The sequence below is a fragment of the Blastococcus sp. CT_GayMR16 genome, assembly GCF_004570875.1.
In the GTDB taxonomy this organism is placed as follows: Bacteria; Actinomycetota; Actinomycetes; order Mycobacteriales; family Geodermatophilaceae; genus Blastococcus_B.
In genome coordinates, this window is record NZ_SPQK01000009.1 from 66,959 (window position 1) to 86,310 (window position 19,352).

A 19,352-nucleotide genomic window follows, 5' to 3' on the forward strand; every position below is an offset into this window, starting at 1 on the left:
CCGGCGATCACCCCTCTCGAGGGCGTACGTCGATCAGTAGGTGAACTTCCCGACGGTGGAGCGCAGGTCCGATGCCATCCGGGACAGCTCGTCCACAGCGATGCGGGTCTGGCTCAGCGCCTGCGTGGTGGAGTCCGCAGCCGAGGACACGCCGGTGATGTTCGTGGCGATCTGCCCCGTGCCGTTCGCGGCCTCCTGCACCGAGCGGGACATCTCACTCGTGGTGGCGGTCTGCTCCTCCACGGCGCTGGCGATGGTCGTCTGCCGGTCGCTGATCTGGGCGACGATCGTGGAGATCTCCTCGATCGCAGCCACCGCGGCGGTGGTGTCGCCCTGGATGGCGAGCACCCGCCGGGCGATGTCCTCGGTCGCCTTGGCGGTCTCCTGGGCGAGCTCCTTGACCTCGTTGGCGACGACGGCGAAGCCCTTGCCGGCCTCGCCGGCCCGCGCCGCCTCGATCGTCGCGTTCAGCGCCAGCAGGTTCGTCTGCTCGGCGATGCTCGTGATGACCTTGACGACGTTGCCGATCTCGGCCGAGGACTCGCCCAGCTTGGCGACCGTGGCGGTCGTGGTGGCCGCGGCGTCCACCGCACGCGCGGCGACCTCACTGGCCTCCGCGGCGTTCGAGGCGATCTCCCGGATGGAGGCACCCATCTCCTCGGCACCCGCGGCGACGGTCTGCACACTCCGGCTGACCTCTTCAGCAGCACTGGACACCACACCGGACTGCGCGGAGGTCTCCTCGGCGCTGGCCGAGATCTGGGCCGACGACGCCGACAGCTCCTCCGAGGAGGCGGCGACCGCGTCGGCGGACTCCACGACCGAGGCGAGGACCTGCCGCAGGCCGGTCTGGGCCGCGTCGATGGCGGCGGCCATGCGGCCGAGCTCGTCGTCGGACGTCACCCCGGTGGCGATGGTCATGTCGCCGGCGGCCATGGCCTCGGCGGAGCGCTGCACCGCCCGCACGGTCCCGGTGATCCGGCGGACGACGACCACGGTCAGGCCCGTGGCGAGAACGACCGACGCGAGCGCGGTGATGAGCAGGGTCGTGATCGCGGTGCTCGCCTCGTCCGCTGCCGCCGCGTTGCGGCGGGCCGCCTCCGCGGACTGGGCGACGCCCTCCTCCTCGAGACCATCGGCGATGGCGGTGAGCAGCGGGCTCGACACCTCGCGATAGATCTGGGCGTAGGTGGCCAGGTCGCCGGCATCGGCTGCCGGGAACAGCTGGGTCGCGTTCGAGTTCAGGAACTGCTCACGGGAGCTCAGGTACTTGTCGATGGCCGCCTGGTCGATGATGAACGGCTCGTACTCCGCCAGGGCGGCTTCCACGTCGGCCTGCTTCTCGTCCATCTCGCCGAGCAGTTCCTCGCGGCGGGCCGCGTCCGACACGGCGTACTCGAGCACGCGGGCCCGGTGTGCGGCGGTAGCGCGCTGGACGGCGGACAGCGAGTTCAGCGGCTGGAGGTTCTCGCTGTAGATCGCCTCCTGGTTGGCCCGCATGTCACTGATGCGGGAGATGGCGAGGAAGTTCGTGGCCAGCACGACGACGGCGAGCAGTCCGACGACCGCGCCGATCTTCGCACCGATGGGGCGGTCGGCGAACCAGCCACCGAATCGCCCTGAACGGGCGTAACGCGCGGGGACGGACATGACGGGCTCCTGAGATCGGGACCGAGGGGCGGCCCGTGAGATTGCCGCGGACGGGGCTTCGCCGTGGCAGGGGTGGTGCGCGTGGGGAATGGTGTCGCATTCGGGCGCGGGGCGACACGCATTTCCGGACGTGTCGTATTGCTTACGAGAGAAAGGCCGGTGACCGCATTTCACGAGGCGTCATGTCGACATCAGTGCCATTCCCTCGGCGCACGCCCGAACGCGCCGGAGGCGCATGACCGTCGCGGTCATGCGCCTCCGGGCGTTCCGGGACATCCCGGCGGGTGCGGCGGATCAGTAGGTGAACCGGCCGACGGTCGCGCGCAGATCCGTCGCCATCCGGGACAGCTCGTCCACCGCGCTCTGCGTCTGGGTCAGCGCAGACGTGGTGGACTCCGCGGCCGAGGAGACCCCGGTGATGTTGGCCGCGATCTCCCCGGTACCGCCGGCGGCTTCCTGCACCGAGCGGGACATCTCGCTGGTGGTGGCGGTCTGCTCCTCCACCGCCGAGGCGATGGTGGTCTGCCGGTCGGAGATCTGGGCGACGATGGAGGAGATCTCCTCGATCGCGGCCACCGCAGCCGTGGTGTCACCCTGGATCGCCAGGACGCGCTTGGCGATGTCCTCGGTCGCCTTCGCCGTCTCCTGCGCCAGCTCCTTCACCTCGTTCGCGACGACGGCGAAGCCCTTACCGGCCTCCCCGGCCCGCGCCGCCTCGATCGTGGCGTTCAGCGCAAGCAGGTTCGTCTGCTCCGCGATCGAGGTGATGACCTTGACGACGTTGCCGATCTCGGCCGAGGACTCGCCCAGCTTCGCGACCGTGGCGGTCGTGGTGGCCGCGGCGTCCACCGCACGCGCGGCGACCTCGCTGGCCTCCGCGGCGTTCGAGGCGATCTCCCGGATGGAGGCACCCATCTGCTCGGCACCGGCGGCGACGGTCTCGACGCTGCGCGAGACCTCCTCGGCCGCCGAGGCGACGACGCCCGACTGCACCGAGGTCTCCTCCGCCGAGGCCGCGATCTGCGCCGAGTTGGCCGACAGCTCCTCCGAGGAGGAGGCGACGGCCTGGGCCGAGGCGGCGACGCCGGCCAGGACCTCCCGCAGGCTGATCTGCGCGGCGTCCAGCGAGGCGGCCATCTGGCCGACCTCGTCCTTCGACCGCACGCCCGTGGCCACGGTGAGGTCACCGGCGGCGAGCGCCTCCAGGGACGCCTTGACCAGCTGCACCGGCCTGGTGATGGACTTCAGCGTCACCCAGCTGACCAGTCCGATGAACGTCACGCCCGCCAGTGCGATGAGCAAGGAGATGTTCTGGGACCGGGTGATCGCGTCGTTCAGTCGGGTCCCCGCCAACGCAGTCTCGGCCGCGAGCGCGTCCTTCGCCGCGCCGACGGCACCGTCGGTCAGGTCGTTGGCCGCCTGGATCTCCTCCCAGCGGGCCCGCATGGAGATCGGGTCGGCCACAGCCTCATTGATCCAGGCGGAGATGGCGTCGGTGTAGGCGCCGAAGCTATCGGCCAGGCCGGCCACCGGCTCGGCGGCGGGACCAGTGAGGGGGATCGTCGCCAATTCTTCGAGCATGCCTTCGGGCGTCGCGATGTCGTCGGCCAGTTCCGGCAGCTGCTCGGAAGGGTTGTCGCGGGTGATCGTCTTGAACCCGTCAACCTTCAGCTCGCTGGCGCGGGTGTCGAGCTGGAGCACCAGCTTCTCGGCCTGGTTGAGATGGGCGAGCTCGGCGTTGGCGTCGTGCACTGCAGCGTTGCCGATCAGCATCGATCCGAGCACGCCGCCGAAGGCGAGCGCGACGGCGGCCACGAGGACACCAAACTTTACTGCCAGCGGCCGGTTGGCGAACCAACCGGACCGCCGCTGGGCGGCGGGGGAGGGGGCAGTGGGAGTCACGTCAAACCGTCCTGGGTGGTCGAGCGGATCGCCACCGGGTTGTGGTGACACGGAGATTGTTGTCACTCCAAGGACACCGGCGACGCTTGAGACCCTATGGTTTTGCCAATCGTGATGTGTAGGGCAGGTCAGCGTCCGTCGGTCGATTATTTGTCGACACGCGCCGCCGCATGGCCCCGCGGAATGGCGAGCGGAATGGCTTCGAAATGCCTGGTGGACGCGATATCGGCGCGCCGGTGTCGACCCGGCTGCGGCCGTGACCGTAATCCGGAACGGTCGGTCATCTCAACCGTTCGCCGACACGCGGCGGAAACTACGTGCTGTCAGGCGAGCAGATCGCCCAGTCGGCGCAGGACGGCGAGGGCGCCGGCAGGGTCGGCGACCCGGTGACGGGCATCGGTGGCGCCGTCCCCGATCTTGACCGTCAGTCCCTCGGGGGCCAGCGCCCGGAAGGCGTCCTCGTCGGTGACATCGTCCCCGAGGTACATCGCCGCGGCGGCGTCGAGCTCAGCCATCAGTCGCCGGACGGCCGTGCCCTTGTCGGCCTCGGTGAGGGTGACCTCGAGGACGTCCTTGCCCGGCTTCAACGTCAGTGACGAATCGACCAGTGCACCTGCCCGCTCCAGCACGGCAGCCCCCAGAGCGCGGTCCTCGACCTGGCGGACGTGCACGGCGACGCTCGCCGGCTTGATCTCCAGCCGGGCACCCGGGACGTCGGCGACCGCCGGTGCCAGCACCGCGGCCAGCTCGTCGCGCCGGCCAGCAAGCTCCTCCGCGAGGGGACCGTCGAACTCCTCGCCGTGACTGCCCACCCAGCGGAACGGGCCGGACAGGCCACTCGTCTCCTGGAGATCGGCGACACCCCGGCCGCTGACGAGCGCCACCGTCACACCCGGGACGCCGGTGAGCCGGGCCAGCGCCTCGGCGACGCCCGGCTCCGGCACCGCCGCCGACGGCTCGTCCCGCAGCCGGGCCAGGACGCCGTCGTAGTCGCTCGCGACGAGCAGCGGCCGCCGGGCGGCGAACGCGGTCAGCGCGGCATCCAGATCTGCCGGCACCCCGCTCACCCCTGCGCTCCGCCCTGGTTCCGCGCGAGCGGCGCCGACTCCCGGCCCGCCGGCCGGCCGGTCGGCTGCCCGGAGGCCTGCCCGCGCAGCGCGTCGAAGAAGGAGTTCGCCCAGTGCTCCAGGTCGTTCCGGGCGAGGTGGCGGCGCATCGCCCGCATCCGCTTGGCGCCCTCGGTCCGGTCCATCCGCAGGGCGCGGACCAGCTGGCTCTTGACCCCGGCGATGTCGTGCGGGTTGACCAGGAACGCCTGCTTGAGCTCCGCGGCCGCGCCGGCGAACTCCGACAGGACGAGTGCCCCGCCGAGGTCGCCGCGGGCTGCCACGTACTCCTTCGCCACCAGGTTCATGCCGTCGCGGTACGGCGTCACGAGCATGACGTCGGCCGCGCGGTACAGCGCGGCGAGCTCCTCGCGCGGCATCGACTGGTTGAAGTAGTGGACCGCGGGGCCGGCCATCGTGCCGAAGACCCCGTTGATGTGGCCCACCTGCTGCTCGATCGTCTCCCGCATGTGCACGTAGTGCTCGACGCGTTCGCGGCTCGGTGTCGCCACCTGGACCAGCACGGTGTCCGGGGCCTCGACCGCGCCGTCCTCGAGGAGCTCCTCGAACGCGGCCAGGCGCACACCGATGCCCTTGGTGTAGTCCAGCCGGTCGACGCCCAGGATGATCTTCGACGGGTTGCCGAGCTCCTTGCGGATCTCCTCGGCGCGCGCCAGCACCTCGGGAGACCGGGCCAGCTCGTCGAACGCGGCGACGTCGATGGAGATCGGGAAGGCGCGGGCGGCCACCGTGCGGCCGTCGTACTCGACGACGGGGCCGCGAGCCGGCAGGTCGTGCAGCCGGCGGGCGAGCTGGACGAAGTTCGACGCGGCCGCCGGGCGCTGGAACCCGACGAGGTCGGCGCCGAGCAGCCCCTCGACGATCGCCGACCGCCACGGCAGCTGGGTGAACAGCTCGTAGGGCGGGAAGGGGATGTGCAGGAAGAAGCCGATCGTGAGGTCCGGGCGCTGCTGACGCAGCAGCGCCGGAACCAGTTGCAGCTGGTAGTCGTGCACCCAGACGATGGCGTTCTCGGCGGCGACGGCCGCCGCCCGCTCGGCGAACCGCTTGTTGACCTGCACGTAGGTGTCCCACCAGGCGCGGTGGTACTCCGGCTTCTCCACGACGTCGTGGTACAGCGGCCACAGCGAGGCGTTCGACATACCCTCGTAGTAGCGGTCGACCTCTTCCTCGGTCAGCGGCACCGGGATGAGCGACATGCCGCCGGACTCGAAGGGCTCGGGGGCGTCACCCGCCGAGCCGGACCAGCCCACCCAGGCGCCACCGCGGCCGGCCACGAACGGCTCCAGGGCCGTCACGAGCCCCCCGGGGCTGCGCTGCCACCGCGTGCTGCCGTCGGGATCGGTCACCTGGTCGACCGGCAGCCGGTTGGCGACGACGACCACGGGACTGTCCGCCCCGGTGTGCTGTTGCGTCTTCTCCCCCATACCGCCCCCGACCCTACCGACCGGCCGGGATCAGAGCAGACCGGCCAGTCCGTAACTCGCCGCGGCGGCACCCACCCCGAGCACGAGGGTCGCCGTCAGGTAGGCCACGGCCCGGCCGAGGACGCGCTCCTCGACCAGCCGGACGACGTCGGCACCGAAGGTGGAGAAGGTGGTCAGCGCCCCGCAGAAGCCGATGCCGACGAGCGCCAGCACCTCCTCCGGTACGCCGCCCAGTCCGAGCAGCAGCCCGAGGACGGCGCTGCCGACGACGTTGACGACGAGCGTGCCGACGGCGGGGTCGCCCCCGTTCCGGCTCGCCCGGCGCGAGGCGAACAGTCGCAGCGGGGCGCCGACGAGCGCCCCCGCGGCCACGAGCAGCGGCGTCACGGTGAGGCCTCGCCGACGAGCCGGCGGACCGCCACCGCGCCCAGGGCGACCGCCAGCACCCCGCCGACGACGGAGAGCACCAGATAGGCCACCGCCGTGAACGCCGCTCCCGCACGGGTCAGGTCGACGATCTCGACGGCGAACGTGGAGTAGGTGGTGTAGCCGCCCAGCACGCCGACCCCGACGAAGGGCCGCACCCAGGACGGCTCGGGCACCCGGCCGGCCAGCACCGCGAACAGCCCGCCGAGCAGGAGGCAGCCGGTGAGGTTGATCAGCAGCGTCGCCCAGGGCCACGAGCCGGGGGAGTGCGGCAGCGCCTCGCCGATCCCCCAGCGGGCCAGCGCCCCCAGCGCGCCACCGAGCGAGGCAAGCAGGTAGATCACGCGGGTGAGTGTGCCGTCAGCGGAGGCGGGTCTCCGGGAAGAGGAGGTCGACGAACCGCTCGGCGACCGGCTGCGGCTCGTGGTTGGCCAGCCCGGGGCGTTCGTTCGCCTCGATGAACACGTGGTCGCCGGCGTCGAGGTCGGGCACCAGGAAGTCCAGTCCGGTCACCGGGATGCCGAGCGCGGCCGCGGCCCGGACCGCGGCGTCGGCGATGTCGGGGTGCAGGCGGCTGGTGACGTCCTCGATCGTGCCGCCGGTGTGCAGGTTCGCCGTCCACCGGACGCGGATGCGCTGCCCGTTCGGGGGGACGTCGTCCATCGCCCAGCCTGCCTCGGCCACGACCTCGGCGGTGGTGTCGTCCAGCGGGATCCGGGACTCGCCGTCGGTCGCCCGTTCCCGCCGCACGCTGGTGGTCCGGATCAGCTCGGTCACGGTGTGCCGGCCGTCGCCGAGGATCTCGGCGGGCCGCCGGACGGCGGCGGCGACCACCTTCCGGTCGATCACGATCACCCGGAGGTCCTCACCCGGTGCGAGCTCCTCGACGAGGACGTCGGGGCAGAACTGCAGGGCGGCGTCGACGGCGCGGGCCAGCCCGGCGTCGTCGATGACACCGACGGTGATGCCGCGGCCCTGCTCGCCGCGAGCGGGCTTGACCACGACCTGGCCGACGTCACCGAGCAGCGCGCGGGCAGCGGCCAGGTCGCCCTCGCAGGCCACGACGCCCCGGGCGACCCGGACGCCGGCCCGTTCCATGATCCGGCGGGTCACCCGCTTGTCGTCGCAGCGGCTCATGGCGACGGCGGTGGTGAACTCCGACAGCGACTCCAGGGTGAGCACCGTCCGTCCCCCGATCGACAGCCGCATCTCGCCGCTCTCGGCGTCGGTCACCTCCACCCGGATGCCGCGGCGCAGCGCCTCGTCGGCGATGATCCGCGAGTAGACGTTGAGGCCGTCGAGGCCCGGCGGTCGCGCGGCGTAGAGCGAGGTGTTGATCGGGTTCTTGCGCTTCACGCACACCGCGGCGACCCGGGTGAAACCCAGCTTGCGGTAGAGCGCGATGGCGGCGCCGTTGTCGTGGATGACCGAGAGGTCGAGGTAGGAGCGCCCGCGGCCGACGTAGCGTTCGGCGAGCACGCGCACCAGCGCCTCCCCGGTCCCGGGCGGCGCGTCCTGGGCGTGCACCGCGAGGGACCAGAGGCTCGTGCCGCCCTCCGGGTCACCGAAGGCCAGCTCGTGGTCGACGCCGGTGACCGAGCCGACGATCTTCCCGGTGCGCCGGTCCTCGGCCACCAGGTAGGTGAAGGTCCGGGTGCGGTGGTTGCGCCACATGACGTCGGTGTCGCCGACGACCATCCCGTTCAGCGCGTAGATGTCGTTGATGAGCTCCATCTCCACCTCGGAGGTCACGGTGCGCACGAAGACGCCGCGGATCAGCTCCGACCGGGGGCGGTACCGGTGCAGGTCGAGCCGGTAGGTGTAGCTGGGGTCGATGAACAGCTCGTCCGGTGCGAGGCCGACCAGCACGTGCGGGTCCCGCGGGTAGATGCAGATGTCGCGCTCGCCGGCCTCCTCCGCCCGGAACTCGTCGACGATCCGCCGGAGGTCGCCGAACGTCTGGCCGAAGATCAGCCGGCCCCAGCCGAGGTCGAGGACGACGTCTGACCCCATCCCCTGCAGCTGGTGCTCCGACGGCTGCTGCCACGACCGGCTGGTGATCGTCGGCGCCTCGGGCACCGCCGTCCGACGGCGACGCCCGGCCACCCGGGGTGTGGTCGTCATGTCAGACCGCGTGCGCCTGGAGCCAGAGCTCGAGCAGGCCCAGCTGCCAGAGCTTGTTGCCCTTGAGCGGCGTGAGCTCGCCGTTGGGGTCGGCGAGGAGCTCGTCGACGTACTCGGGCCGGAACAGCCCCCGGTCGCGGGCCGCATCGCCGGACAGCGCGTCGCGGACCAGGTCGAGCACCTTGCCCTCGAGATGCGTGATGGCCGGCACCGGGAAATAGCCCTTCGGCCGGTCGATCACCTCGGGCGGGATGATCCGCCGTCCGATCGCCTTGAGCACGCCCTTGCCGCCGTCGGCGAGCTTCAGCTCCGGCGGGCACATCGCCGCCAGCTGGACCAGGTCGTGGTCGAGGAACGGCACCCGCGCCTCCAGACCCCACGCCATGGACATGTTGTCGACGCGCTTCACCGGGTCGTCGACCAGCATGATCTCGCTGTCGAGCCGCAGCGCGGCGTCCACGGCGGTGTCGGCACCGGGCGCGGACATGTGCGCCCGGACGAACGCCAGGCTCGGGTCGTAGGCCAGCGCGTACCGGTCGGAGACGATCCGGCTCATCGCGGCGTGGTCGCGGTCGAAGAACCGCTTGGCGTACTCGGCGATCGCGGCGTCCCGGTCGAGGCCGTCCAGCGGGGGGTACCAGTGGTAGCCGGCGAAGACCTCGTCGGCGCCCTGCCCGGACTGGACGACGCGGATCGACTGGCTGACCCGCTCGCTGAGCAAGTCGAAGGCGACGACGTCGTGGCTCACCATGGGCTCGGCCATCGCGCCGATCGCGTGCGCGAGAGACCCGGCCAGCTCGTCGCTGCCCACCCGGATGCGGTGGTGGTCGGTGCCGAAGTGCGCGGCGATGACGTCGGAGTACGCGAACTCGTCGCCCTCCTGACCGGCGACGGACTCGAAGCCGATCGAGTAGGTCGCCAGGCCCGTCTGCCCCTCCTGCGCGAGCAGGCCCACGATCAGGCTGGAGTCCAGGCCGCCGGAGAGCAGCACCCCGACCGGGATGTCGGCGACCAGGCGCCGGCGGACGGCGACCCGCAGCGCGTCCTCGATCGCGTCCTCCCAGTCACGGGCGGACCAGCTCGCATGCTCGGGACGCCGCTCGTAGCGGGGCTCCCCGTAGCGGTGCTCGGTGCTCGACCCGTCGGCCTCGATCACCCGCACGGTCGCAGGCGGCAGCTTGCGCACGCCGGTCAGCAGCGTCCGCGGCGCGGGGACGACGGCGTGCCAGGTGAGGTAGTGGTGCAGCGCGACGGGGTCGATGGACGTGTCCACGTCGCCCGCGCGCAGCAGGGCCGGCAGCGTCGAGGCGAACCGCAACCGGCCGGGGGTCTCGGCGAGGTAGAGCGGCTTGATCCCGAGGCGGTCGCGGGCCAGGACGACGCGGCCGCTGTCCCGCTCGTGGATGGCGAAGGCGAACATGCCGTGCAGGTGCGAGACGACGTCGGTACCCCAGTGGTGGTAGCCCTTGAGGATCACCTCGGTGTCGCTGTGCGAGAAGAACCGGTAGCCGTGGCCCTCCAGCTCGGCGCGCAGTTCCTGGTAGTCGTAGATGCAGCCGTTGAAGACCGCCGTCAGCCCGAGATCGTTGTCGACCATGGGCTGGGAGCCGCAGGTGGAGAGGTCGATGACCGAGAGCCGCCGGTGACCGAACGCCACCCGCCCGGTGCTCCACAACCCCTGACCGTCCGGGCCGCGGGGGACGAGGGCCTCGACCATCCGCGCGACGGCCGTCGTGTCGGCCATGGATCCGTCGAAGGTGATCTCGCCGCAGAGGCCGCACATGCAGACTGATCCAACCAGGGGGACAGAGCCGCCGCGACGGGAGGAAGCCCGCGGGTGGCGGAGTTCACGCTCCCGAAAGGTCAGGGCGACCGGAGGGCGTCCAGCGCCTTCGCCGCGTGCTTGCCGAACCGGAACTCGCTCTTCACCACGTCGGTCACCCGGCCGTCGGTGCCGATGACGATCGTGTGCCGCTTCACCGGCGCGGCTGCCATCGAGCGGCCCACACCGTAGGCCGCACAGACCGTCCCGTCGCCGTCGGAGAGCAGTGGGAAGTCCAGGCCGTTCGACTCGGCGAACCGCAGCTGTGCCGCGACCGGGTCGCGGCTGATCCCCACGCGCTGGGCTCCGACGGCCTGGAACTCCGCGGAGCGGTCCCGCACGGCGCACATCTCCGTGGTGCACCCGCCGCTGGACGCCACGGGGTAGAAGAAGAGCGCGACCGGACCGTCCTGCAGCATCGTCGACAACCGCCGGAGGACGCCGAACTGATCGGGCAGCTCGAAGTCCGGGGCCATGTCGGTGCGCTTCATGACCTCGGTTCGCACGCCAGCCCCCGGCCGGTTCGGTGTTCCACGTGGAACCGGCCGGGGCCCTGCGTCGAGGTGTTGGCTGGAGCTGACTGTTGCTGGGGGTCAGGCCTCCGTGAGGCGGGCGACCGCCGCGACGACGTCCACCAGGCCGGTGCCCTTGTCGAAGGACGTCGTGTAGCCGCCGGCGCTGGAGTACGCGGCGCCGACGGTGTAGCGGTAGGTCGTGCCCTTGAGCGCGGCCTCGATCTCCGCCGGGGTCGCCGTCGGGTCGGCCTGGAAGAGCTGGGCCACGATCCCGGCGATGTGCGGGGCGGCCATCGACGTCCCGCTGATGGTGTTGAAGGTGCCGATGTCCAGCGGTCCCGGACCGTTCTGCGGCGCCAGCCCCGTGGAGCAGATGGGCAGGTACAGGCGGCAGGAGGAGTTGATGTCCTCACCGGGCGCGGAGAGGTCCGGCCAGGTGGAGGGGTCCGTGGCGTCACCGCGCGAGGAGTAGTCGCTGACCACGCCGTCCCGCGTGCCGGTGGCCTGGTCGTAGTAGGAGGCGACGGAGAGGATGCCCCCGGTCGGGTCCTGGCCGGGCGGGTTGGTGAGCGACTCGGAACCGTCGCCACCGTCGTTACCGGCCGCCCACACGGTCACGACGCCGTCGGCGGCCAGGGCGCGCTGCAGCTTCACGGTCGCCGAGTTCGGGTCGAACTCGCCACCACCGGTGGGGCCGTAGGAGTTGTTGGTGACCTTGATCGGCGGGCACGTGCTCGCCGGGACGCCGTCGCCGCAGGGCGCGTCGTGATTCTCCAGCACCCAGTTCAGCGCCGAGTCCGCCCCGACGATGAGCAGCACCGCGCCGGTCGAGATGGACACCAGGCTCGCGCCGGGGGCGGCACCCTGGAGCTGGGTCCCGTCGGACAGCGTGGTCGGCCGTCCGGCGACGATGCCGTTGACGTGGGTGCCGTGCCCGCCACCGGAGATGGTGTCGGTGTCCAGGAAGCCGGGCACCGGCAGGACGCAGTCGGTGCTCTGCGTGGACTCGTCCAGGCACACGCTCTTCAGGTTGGCCACGACGGCGCTGCCGCCGTCGGCGTCCTGCAGGTACGGGTGGGTCGGGTCGACGCCGGAGTCGATGACCGCGACGGAGACGCCGCTGCCGTCCAGGGCCTGACCGTTCGCGCCGGTCAGCGTCGACACGGCCTCGGCACCGCGGGTGGCGTCGTTCGACGTCTCGTCGAAGAAGCTGATCGGGCTGTTGCCCTCGAGGTAGGTGACGCCCGGCTGCGTCCGCGCCGACTCGATCTGGCCGGCCGTGCCCGAGGCGACCGCCACCCCGATCTGCTCGAACTCGGTGACCAGCGCCATCCCGGTGGCGTCGACCGCGGCGCGCGCCGCGGCGATGTCCGTCCCGTGCACCAGCACGGTCGTCGGCGTGGCCGCGGCCAGCGTGCCCAACTGCCCGGCCAGGAAGTCCTGGACCGGAGCGGGGGAGGGGGCGGCGTGGGCAGGTGCGGCGAACAGGGCACCGAGGACGACGGCGCCGCTCACCGCCCCCAGGCTTCGGCGGAACGACATGGCACTCCTCGGGGAAACGGCCCTCTGGTCAGGCGCTGTGTGCCCTGTCCCAACGACGCACCGGAGGGTGGGTTACTCAGGGGTAGCGACGCGGCCGGTTTCCCGCTCCCGGCACCGGGCAGGAGCGGGGCATGCGTACACGGACTTTGGGCGACCTGACCGTTGCGGCCGAGGGGCTCGGCTGCATGGGGATGAGCGAGTTCTACGGGACCGGCGACCAGGAGGAGGCCGAACGGACCATCCACCGGGCCCTCGACCTCGGCGTCACCTTCCTCGACACCGCCGACATGTACGGCCCGTTCACCAACGAGCGCCTGGTCGGCCAGGCCATCGCCGGCCGCCGCGACGAGGTGGTCCTCGCGACGAAGTTCGGCAACCAGCGCGGCGAGGACGGCTCGTTCCTCGGTATCAGCGGCAGGCCCGAGTACGTGCTCCAGGCCTGCGACGCCTCGCTCGGGCGCCTCGGCGTCGACGTGATCGACCTGTACTACCAGCACCGCGTCGACACCACGGTGCCGATCGAGGACACCTGGGGCGCGTTGAAGGAACTCGTCGACGCCGGCAAGATCCGGCACGCGGGCATCTCCGAGGCCGCGCCGGAGACGATTCGCCGCGCGCACGCCGTCCAGCCGGTGACGGCGGTGCAGACGGAGTACTCGCTCTGGACCCGCGATCCCGAGGACGACGGCGTGCTGGCGACCTGCGCCGAGCTCGATATCGGCTTCGTCGCCTACTCCCCCATCGGCCGCGGGTTCCTCTCCGGGGAGATCCGCAGCCTCGACGACCTCGACCCGAAGGACTTCCGGCGTCACAACCCGCGCTTCCAGGGGGAGGCGTTCCAGCAGAACCTGCGGCTGGTCGACCGGGTGCGGGAGATCGCCGACGAGAAGGGCGTCACGGCGAGCCAGCTGGCCCTGGCGTGGGTGATGGCGCAGAGCGACCGCCCCGGCCATCCGGCGATCGTGCCGATCCCCGGCACGAAGCGGGTGGCCTACCTCGAGGAGAACGCGGCCGCCGTCGACGTGGAATTGAGCGACGACGACCTCCGCCGGCTGGACGAGGCCGCCCCCGTCGGCGCGGCTGCCGGCGACCGCTACCCGGACATGTCGTCGGTGCACCGCTGACACCCCGGCCTCTGCGCCGAGCGGTCGGACGGGAGGATGGCGGCGTGCTGCCCGCCGCCGTCCTCCCGGATCCGCGCCAGTGACGACGTTCCTGGTGGGTGCGATCACCGCGATCGCGGTGCTGCTCGCGGTCCTGGGCATCGTCTCGACGCTCGCGCGGCGGCAGATCGGGCTGCTGCACCTGGCCGTCGCCGGCGTCCTGGAGCTGCTGCTCCTGGTCCAGGCGGGCGTCGCGGTGAGTGCGATCGTCGGTGGCGAGCGCCCGGCGGACACCCCGACCTTCCTCGGCTACCTGGGCGGCATCGTCCTCGTGCCGATCGCCGGTGGGCTGTGGGCGCGGTCCGAGCGGACCCGGTGGGCGGGGACGGTCATGGCGGTTTCCGCCGCGGTCGTGGGTGTCATGGCCTGGCGGCTGCTCCAGTTGTGGGAGGCGACAGGTGTCTGACGGGCGTGGGCGCGACGATCGGGCCCTGGGTGCCCCGGCGGTGCGGGGCGGTGGCGGCTCGCCGGGCCGGAGCGGCGCCGGTCGCGTGCTCGTCGCCGTCTACGGCACCTTCGCCCTGGCCGCCGGCGCCCGGGCGGCGGTGCAGCTCGCCACCCGCTTCGACGAGGCGCCGGTGGCCTACCTGCTGTCGGCGTTCGCCGCGGTCGTCTACATCGTGGCGACGGTGGGGCTGGTCCGCGGTGGCCCCGGTGGCCGGCGGCTCGCGCTCGTGGCCATCAGCGTGGAACTGGTCGGCGTCCTCGCCGTGGGAACGCTGTCCCTGACCGACCGGGCGGCGTTCCCGGACGAGACGGTCTGGTCGGCCTTCGGCCGCGGCTACTACTTCGTCCCGCTGGTCCTGCCCGTCCTGGGCCTGCTGCTGCTCCGGCGCACGGGTCAGAACTCGCCGCCGCCGAAGTCCCCACCGCCGAAGTCGCCTCCCCCGAAGTCCCCACCGCCCACGTCGCCACCACCGTCGTAGCCCCCGTCACCGCCGTAGTCGCCGCCGTCCGCCTGCGCGCCGTCCTGGTACCCGTCGGCGTAGGCCTCCTCGTCGCCGCCCCCGAACAGGCCGCCGTCCCCCATGCCGGTGTCGAAGAGCGCGTCGGCGACCGCAGTGCCGATGACCAGGCCGCCGATCGTGCCCAGCAGACTCCCGCCGATCATGCTGCCCATGCCCGGCCCGCCGTACCCGCCGCGGCCGTAGCCAGGCCCATAACCCTGGCCGTAGCCCCCGCCATACCCCCCGCCATAGCCCCCGCCCCCGCCGGCTCCGTATCCCGGGCCGTATCCGCCCAGGGCACGTTCCAGCGTCCCGGGCTGCCGCACCTCGGCACGGGTGGCCGCCCGCGCCAGGGTCTCCGGGTCGTCGGTCCGCGGCCGCTCCCCGGCCGGTGTGACGGCGGCGAGCTGGGCGAGCACCTGCTGCCGCTGGTCGGCGGTCAGCTGGGCGAAGGCCTCCGCGTGCGCCTGCTCGATCTGCTCCGGCGGCGCCGTGCGCAGCAGGTATCGGTAGCGGGCGACGGCCTGTTCGTCGGGCAACTGCTCGTTCCGGCCGCGCGCCGCGTACTGCGGCTGGTCCTGGTGGCCGTACCGCTGGCGGTCCCGGCGGCCGAACAACCGATCGAGCAGTCCCATGATGAGTCCTCCACTCCCGCTGACGAACGGGTTGAGGGCGGGGTTCCCCGGAACCGGACGGCGCACACGCGCCCGCTCCGCGCTGGTCGGATGCCTGGGGCGTTGCGCGAGTAGATCGGTGGCGCACGGTTAAATAGAGGTCGTGCCGTACGAGCGCGATCGCCCCGACACACCTCCTGCACCCACCCGTGCGCTGGAGGCCGTCGCCGACCTCGCCGTGGCCCCGAACCCTTCGACCGCGCTCGTCGACGCCGAGGCGGAGCTCGGTCAACAGGCGGGCATCGTCACTGCCGCGAACGCCGCCGTCTCGGGCCCCGGGGGCCAGGCGGGCGGGCACTCGACGCTGCCCGCCGTCCTGGCCACCGTGCCGGTCGCGGTCCTCGTCATCGACCAGAGCAGCAGCACGGTCGTCTACGCCAACACCGCCGCGGTCGAGCTCGCGGGCAACATCGGCCTCCCGGTCGACGTCGACACGTGGGGCGCGGCCGCGGGGCTCACCGACCTCGGCGGCGGGCCACTGGCCAACAGCGTCGGACCGTTGTCCGCAGTCGCTCAGGGCCGCCCGGTCGCCGGCGAGGCCGTGCGCCTCTCGCCCGGCACGAGCACCGAGCAGCAGCGCGCGGACGACGACGAGGGGGAGTCCGATCAGCTGCTCTGGGTCACCGGGTTCCCGCTGTCGCAGACCGACAGCGACCAGGCGCTCGCGCTGGTCGTGTTCCTGGAGCTGGACCCGCTCGAGCAGACGGCGGACCCGGAGGCCTACCTCCAGGCGCTGCGTGAGCGCGCCGTCATCGCCACCGACATCACCTTCGCCATCACCGACCCCCGGGAGCCGGACAACCCGCTGGTCTGGGTCAACCCGTCCTTCACCCGGATCACCGGCTACGAGGCCGACGAGGCCGTCGGCCGCAACTGCCGCTTCCTCCAGGGCCCGGCCACCGATCCCGCGGCCGTGGCCGAGATCCGCGCCGCTCTCCAGGAGCGGCGCACCGTCACGACGACGCTGCTCAACTACCGCAAGGACGGCACCGCCTTCTGGAACCAGCTGTCGGTGAGCCCCGTCTTCGACGGGGCGGGCGAGCTGGTCAGTTTCGTGGGCGTGCAGACCGACGTCACCGAGCGCGTGCGGGTGGAACGGGAGCGGGAGGCCGCCTTCGTCGCCGAGCAGGCCGCTCGGCAGGAGGCCGAGCTCGCCCGTTCGATCGCCGAGCAGGCCCGGGCGGACGCCGAGCGGGCACAGGCCGAGGCCGAGCGGGCGCAGGGTCGCCTCGCCCTCATGGCCGAGGCGACCAGCACGCTGATCGGCACGCTGGACATGACCGAACTGCTGGACCGGCTCGCCGGGTTGTGCGTGCCGCGGCTGGCCGACTGGGTGTTCGTGACGCTGCTCGACGAGTACGGCGACATCCGCGAGTTCGCCGCCCGGCACCGGGACGGCCGCGCGGACGAACTGCGGGAGTTCGCCGCCCTCCACGTGATGCACCTCGGCCCGGGATCCCCGAGCCGGCGGAGCATGGCGTCGTCCCGGCCGGTCCTGCTCGACGAGCTGCCCCCCGCCGTCCTCGCCGAGGTGTTCACCTACCCCGGTGCGCTCGAGGCCTTCCACCGGCTCGGGGGCACCCAGGTGCTGACCGTGCCGATGGTCGCCCGCCGCCGCACCCTCGGGGCCATCGCGCTCATCCGCGCCGACGACGACCACGGTTTCGGCCAGGACGACGTCCACCTCGCCGCCGACCTCGGGAGCCGGGCGGCCCTGGCGATCGACAACGTCCGTCTCTACCAACGGGAGCACTCGGTCGCGGACACGCTCCAGCGCTCGCTGCTGCCCGTGCTCCCCGAGGTGCCCGGGATCGAGTCGGCCGCCCACTACGTCAGCGCGTCGTCCGCCGCCGACGTGGGCGGCGACTTCTACGACCTGCTGGCCCTGCCGGACGGGTCCGTCGGCATCGTGGTCGGCGACGTCGTCGGCCACGACGTCGCCGCCGCGGCGGCGATGGGGCATCTGCGCGGTCTGCTCCGCGCCGTCGTGTGGGAGGCCGAGGACGCCGACCCGGCCACGGTTCTCGCCCGCGTGGACCGGCTCGTCCAGGGCCTACGGGTCGCCTCCCTCGCGACCATGGTCTACGCACGGGCCGTGCGCCCGTCCGGCGACGGCGCGCCCTGGCGGGTGCACATCGCGAACGCGGGGCACCCGCCGGTGCTGCTGCGCCATCCGGACGGGAGCGTGCAGATCCTCGCGGAGGTGACCGGCATGCTCGTCGGCGTCGACGTCTCCAGCCACCGCGAAACGGTGGTGCTCGAGGTGCCCCGGGGCTCGACCCTGGTCGCCTACACCGACGGGCTGATCGAGCGGCCCGGTCGGGACATGGACGAGGGCATCCACGAACTGTGCGAGCGGGTCATGCGCGCCCCCCGCGATGCCGGCCCCCGCGAGCTGTGCGACGCGGCTGTCAGCGGTGCCCTCGACCATCGGGACGACGTCGCGCTGATCGCCGTCCGCTTCGACTGAAAAAGGACCCCACGTCCCCCCACCCCTCGCAGGCTCGGGGCGGGACCCTGACGCAGGGCCGTTCCATCAGCGTCCGAGCAGGCCGTAGGTGCCGCGGTGGAACAGCAGCGGCCGGCGGTCCGGATCGGCCCCGAGGTCGAGCACGCGCGCGACCACAATGCTGTGGTCACCGCCGTCGTACTCGGCCCAGAGCTCGCCGTCGATCCAGGCGACGACGTCGTCGAGAACCGGTGACCCGTGCGCGCTCGGCGACCAGCGGACCTCGGCGAACTTGTCCGAGCCCGAGCGGGCGAAGTTCTGCGAGACGTCGTCTTGGCCCTCGGCCAGGACGTTGACGCAGAACGTGCCGATCGCGCGGAGCTTCGGCCAGGTCAGCGACGTCCGCGCCGGGGCGAAGGCGACCAGGGGCGGGTCGAGCGACAGCGAGCTGAACGACTGGCAGGTGAAACCGGTCGGGCCGTCGTCGGTGACCGCGGTGACGACCGTGACCCCGGAGGCGAAGTGCCCCAGGACCTCGCGCAGGACCTGCGGGTCGACGATGCGGGGGACGTCGGGGGAGCCGGTCATGCGCCGGCAGCAGCGGTGCGGGGGACCGACCGCCCGCCGGCGCGGTACAGCGAGCTGGGCAGCTCGTGGCCGACGGCCTGCTCGGTGACCCGGGCCGCGGCGAGGACGGCGTCCAGATCGAGCCCGGTCCGCACGCCGGACCCCTCCAGCATGTAGACCAGCTCCTCCGTGGCGATGTTGCCGCTGGCGCCGGGTGCGAACGGACAGCCGCCGAGGCCGCCGATCGAGGAGTCCAGCTGGGTCACCCCCGCCTGGATCGCGGTCAGCGCATTGGCCTGCCCGGTGCCGCGGGTGTCGTGGAAGTGCACGCCCAGGGGGACGCCGGGGCAGGCCCGCCGGACGGCGTCGAGCAGCTGCACCACCCGCAGCGGGGTCGTCGTGCCGATCGTGTCGCCCAGGCACAGCTGGTCGGCGCCGGCGGTCACCGAGGCGCGGGCGACGTCGACCGTGCGCGTGATCGGGGTGCGACCGTCGAACGGGCAGTCCCAGGCCGTGGCGATGATGACCTCGAGCGAGCCGCCGGCCCCGTGGGCGAGCCGGGCGATCTCCCCGACCGCGGCGACCGCCTCCGCCGTCGTCCGGCCGGCGTTGGCCTGGCTGTGCCCGTCGGTGGCGGACACGACGTACTCGAGGTTGGCCACGCCGGCATCGACGGCCCGCACCGCGCCCCGGGCGTTGGCGACCAGGGCCGACCACAGCACCCCGTCCCAGCGGGACAGCTCGGCGGCGACCTGGTCGGCGTCGGCGAGCGCGGGCACGGCCTTCGGCGAGACGAACGACGTCGCCTCGATCCGCCGGACGCCGGTCGCGACCAGCGCCTCGAGCATCGCCAGCTTGGCCTCCAGCGGGACGGCCGCCTCCAGCTGCAGTCCGTCGCGCATGCCGACCTCGCGGACGTCGACCGTCGCCGGCAGCACCAGGTCGAACTCGTTCACGCATGCCTCCTCGTCGCGGCAGGTTCCTTTCATCCTGCACCCCCTGGCCGTTCCCCCGATG

The 19,352-nt window shown here is 72.5% G+C and carries 17 protein-coding genes; 4 read left to right on the plus strand and 13 right to left on the minus strand.

The window, feature by feature from the left end:
- Positions 1-33 precede the first annotated feature (33 nt).
- The 10 genes from E4P38_RS11845 to E4P38_RS11890 all read right to left on the minus strand — a co-directional run bounded on the left by E4P38_RS11845 (position 34) and on the right by E4P38_RS11890 (position 12,535).
- Complete coding sequence (locus E4P38_RS11845; RefSeq protein ID WP_135132015.1) at positions 34-1,650, minus strand: methyl-accepting chemotaxis protein; 1,617 nt, start codon at positions 1,648-1,650, stop codon at positions 34-36.
- 294 nt (positions 1,651-1,944) lie between these two features.
- Entirely contained in the window at positions 1,945-3,552 is a 1,608-nt protein-coding gene (locus tag E4P38_RS11850) for a methyl-accepting chemotaxis protein (protein WP_135132016.1), read from the minus strand.
- Between the two features lie 323 nt (positions 3,553-3,875).
- Positions 3,876-4,619, minus strand: a complete 744-nt coding sequence (gene otsB, locus E4P38_RS23190) for a trehalose-phosphatase (protein WP_135132017.1) — start codon at positions 4,617-4,619, stop codon at positions 3,876-3,878.
- Complete coding sequence (locus E4P38_RS23195) at positions 4,616-6,106, minus strand: trehalose-6-phosphate synthase (protein ID WP_245160966.1); 1,491 nt, start codon at positions 6,104-6,106, stop codon at positions 4,616-4,618. The genes otsB and E4P38_RS23195 overlap by 4 nt, the downstream gene beginning before the upstream one ends.
- Before the next feature lie 30 nt (positions 6,107-6,136).
- The gene (locus E4P38_RS11865) at positions 6,137-6,493 is read right to left on the minus strand and encodes a CrcB family protein (protein WP_135132018.1); all 357 of its coding nucleotides are present in this window, start codon (positions 6,491-6,493) and stop codon (positions 6,137-6,139) included.
- Positions 6,490-6,876, minus strand: a complete 387-nt coding sequence (crcB, locus tag E4P38_RS11870; RefSeq protein WP_135132019.1) for a fluoride efflux transporter CrcB — start codon at positions 6,874-6,876, stop codon at positions 6,490-6,492. Before crcB ends, E4P38_RS11865 begins: the two co-directional genes overlap by 4 nt.
- A 16-nt stretch (positions 6,877-6,892) precedes the next feature.
- Positions 6,893-8,656 carry an N-acetylglutaminylglutamine synthetase gene (ngg, locus tag E4P38_RS11875; RefSeq protein WP_135132020.1) on the minus strand — a complete coding sequence of 588 codons (1,764 nt, stop codon included), beginning with the start codon at positions 8,654-8,656 and terminating at the stop codon, positions 6,893-6,895.
- Between the two features lies 1 nt (position 8,657).
- Positions 8,658-10,439 carry an N-acetylglutaminylglutamine amidotransferase gene (locus E4P38_RS11880; RefSeq protein ID WP_135132021.1) on the minus strand — a complete coding sequence of 594 codons (1,782 nt, stop codon included), beginning with the start codon at positions 10,437-10,439 and terminating at the stop codon, positions 8,658-8,660.
- 80 nt (positions 10,440-10,519) lie between these two features.
- The gene (locus E4P38_RS11885) at positions 10,520-10,969 is read right to left on the minus strand and encodes a peroxiredoxin (protein ID WP_135132022.1); all 450 of its coding nucleotides are present in this window, start codon (positions 10,967-10,969) and stop codon (positions 10,520-10,522) included.
- A gap of 102 nt (positions 10,970-11,071) precedes the next feature.
- The gene (locus E4P38_RS11890) at positions 11,072-12,535 is read right to left on the minus strand and encodes a S8 family serine peptidase (protein ID WP_135132023.1); all 1,464 of its coding nucleotides are present in this window, start codon (positions 12,533-12,535) and stop codon (positions 11,072-11,074) included.
- Positions 12,536-12,666: 131 nt separating this feature from the next.
- Between E4P38_RS11890 and E4P38_RS11895 the strand changes: the two genes are divergently transcribed.
- The 3 genes from E4P38_RS11895 to E4P38_RS11905 all read left to right on the plus strand — a co-directional run bounded on the left by E4P38_RS11895 (position 12,667) and on the right by E4P38_RS11905 (position 14,624).
- Positions 12,667-13,659: an aldo/keto reductase gene (locus tag E4P38_RS11895; RefSeq protein ID WP_135132024.1), complete on the plus strand. Its 993-nt coding sequence runs from the start codon at positions 12,667-12,669 to the stop codon at positions 13,657-13,659.
- A 79-nt stretch (positions 13,660-13,738) separates the two neighbouring features.
- Entirely contained in the window at positions 13,739-14,104 is a 366-nt protein-coding gene (locus tag E4P38_RS11900) for a hypothetical protein (RefSeq protein ID WP_135132025.1), read from the plus strand.
- Positions 14,097-14,624, plus strand: a complete 528-nt coding sequence (locus tag E4P38_RS11905; protein WP_245160978.1) for a hypothetical protein — start codon at positions 14,097-14,099, stop codon at positions 14,622-14,624. The genes E4P38_RS11900 and E4P38_RS11905 overlap by 8 nt, the downstream gene beginning before the upstream one ends.
- Here E4P38_RS11905 and E4P38_RS11910 read toward each other — a convergent pair.
- On the minus strand, positions 14,540-15,280 hold the full coding sequence (locus tag E4P38_RS11910; RefSeq protein WP_135132026.1) for a hypothetical protein: 741 nt from the start codon (positions 15,278-15,280) through the stop codon (positions 14,540-14,542). The genes E4P38_RS11905 and E4P38_RS11910 overlap by 85 nt on opposite strands.
- A 142-nt stretch (positions 15,281-15,422) precedes the next feature.
- Here E4P38_RS11910 and E4P38_RS11915 point away from each other — a divergent pair, with 142 nt between their 5' ends.
- The gene (locus E4P38_RS11915) at positions 15,423-17,789 is read left to right on the plus strand and encodes a SpoIIE family protein phosphatase (RefSeq protein ID WP_245160967.1); all 2,367 of its coding nucleotides are present in this window, start codon (positions 15,423-15,425) and stop codon (positions 17,787-17,789) included.
- A 66-nt stretch (positions 17,790-17,855) separates the two neighbouring features.
- Here the strand turns inward: E4P38_RS11915 and E4P38_RS11920 are convergent, their stop codons facing one another.
- Together E4P38_RS11920 and E4P38_RS11925 are read right to left on the minus strand one after the other, a co-directional pair.
- The gene (locus tag E4P38_RS11920; protein ID WP_135132027.1) at positions 17,856-18,356 is read right to left on the minus strand and encodes a flavin reductase family protein; all 501 of its coding nucleotides are present in this window, start codon (positions 18,354-18,356) and stop codon (positions 17,856-17,858) included.
- Positions 18,353-19,291 carry a hydroxymethylglutaryl-CoA lyase gene (locus E4P38_RS11925; RefSeq protein WP_209309068.1) on the minus strand — a complete coding sequence of 313 codons (939 nt, stop codon included), beginning with the start codon at positions 19,289-19,291 and terminating at the stop codon, positions 18,353-18,355. The genes E4P38_RS11920 and E4P38_RS11925 overlap by 4 nt, the downstream gene beginning before the upstream one ends.
- Between the last annotated feature and the right edge of the window lie 61 nt (positions 19,292-19,352).

Bases quoted from the DNA above. Each gene is read 5' to 3' on its own strand.
- E4P38_RS11845 (WP_135132015.1), bottom strand. From the start codon at position 1,650: ATGTCCGTCCCCGCGCGTTACGCCCGTTCAGGGCGATTCGGTGGCTGG.
- ngg (WP_135132020.1), bottom strand. From the start codon at position 8,656: ATGACGACCACACCCCGGGTGGCCGGGCGTCGCCGTCGGACGGCGGTG.
- E4P38_RS11920 (WP_135132027.1), bottom strand. From the start codon at position 18,356: ATGACCGGCTCCCCCGACGTCCCCCGCATCGTCGACCCGCAGGTCCTG.
- E4P38_RS11885 (WP_135132022.1), bottom strand. From the start codon at position 10,969: ATGAAGCGCACCGACATGGCCCCGGACTTCGAGCTGCCCGATCAGTTC.
- E4P38_RS11895 (WP_135132024.1), top strand. From the start codon at position 12,667: ATGCGTACACGGACTTTGGGCGACCTGACCGTTGCGGCCGAGGGGCTC.
- E4P38_RS11880 (WP_135132021.1), bottom strand. From the start codon at position 10,439: ATGTGCGGCCTCTGCGGCGAGATCACCTTCGACGGATCCATGGCCGAC.
- E4P38_RS23195 (WP_245160966.1), bottom strand. From the start codon at position 6,106: ATGGGGGAGAAGACGCAACAGCACACCGGGGCGGACAGTCCCGTGGTC.
- E4P38_RS11890 (WP_135132023.1), bottom strand. From the start codon at position 12,535: ATGTCGTTCCGCCGAAGCCTGGGGGCGGTGAGCGGCGCCGTCGTCCTC.
- E4P38_RS11910 (WP_135132026.1), bottom strand. From the start codon at position 15,280: ATGGGACTGCTCGATCGGTTGTTCGGCCGCCGGGACCGCCAGCGGTAC.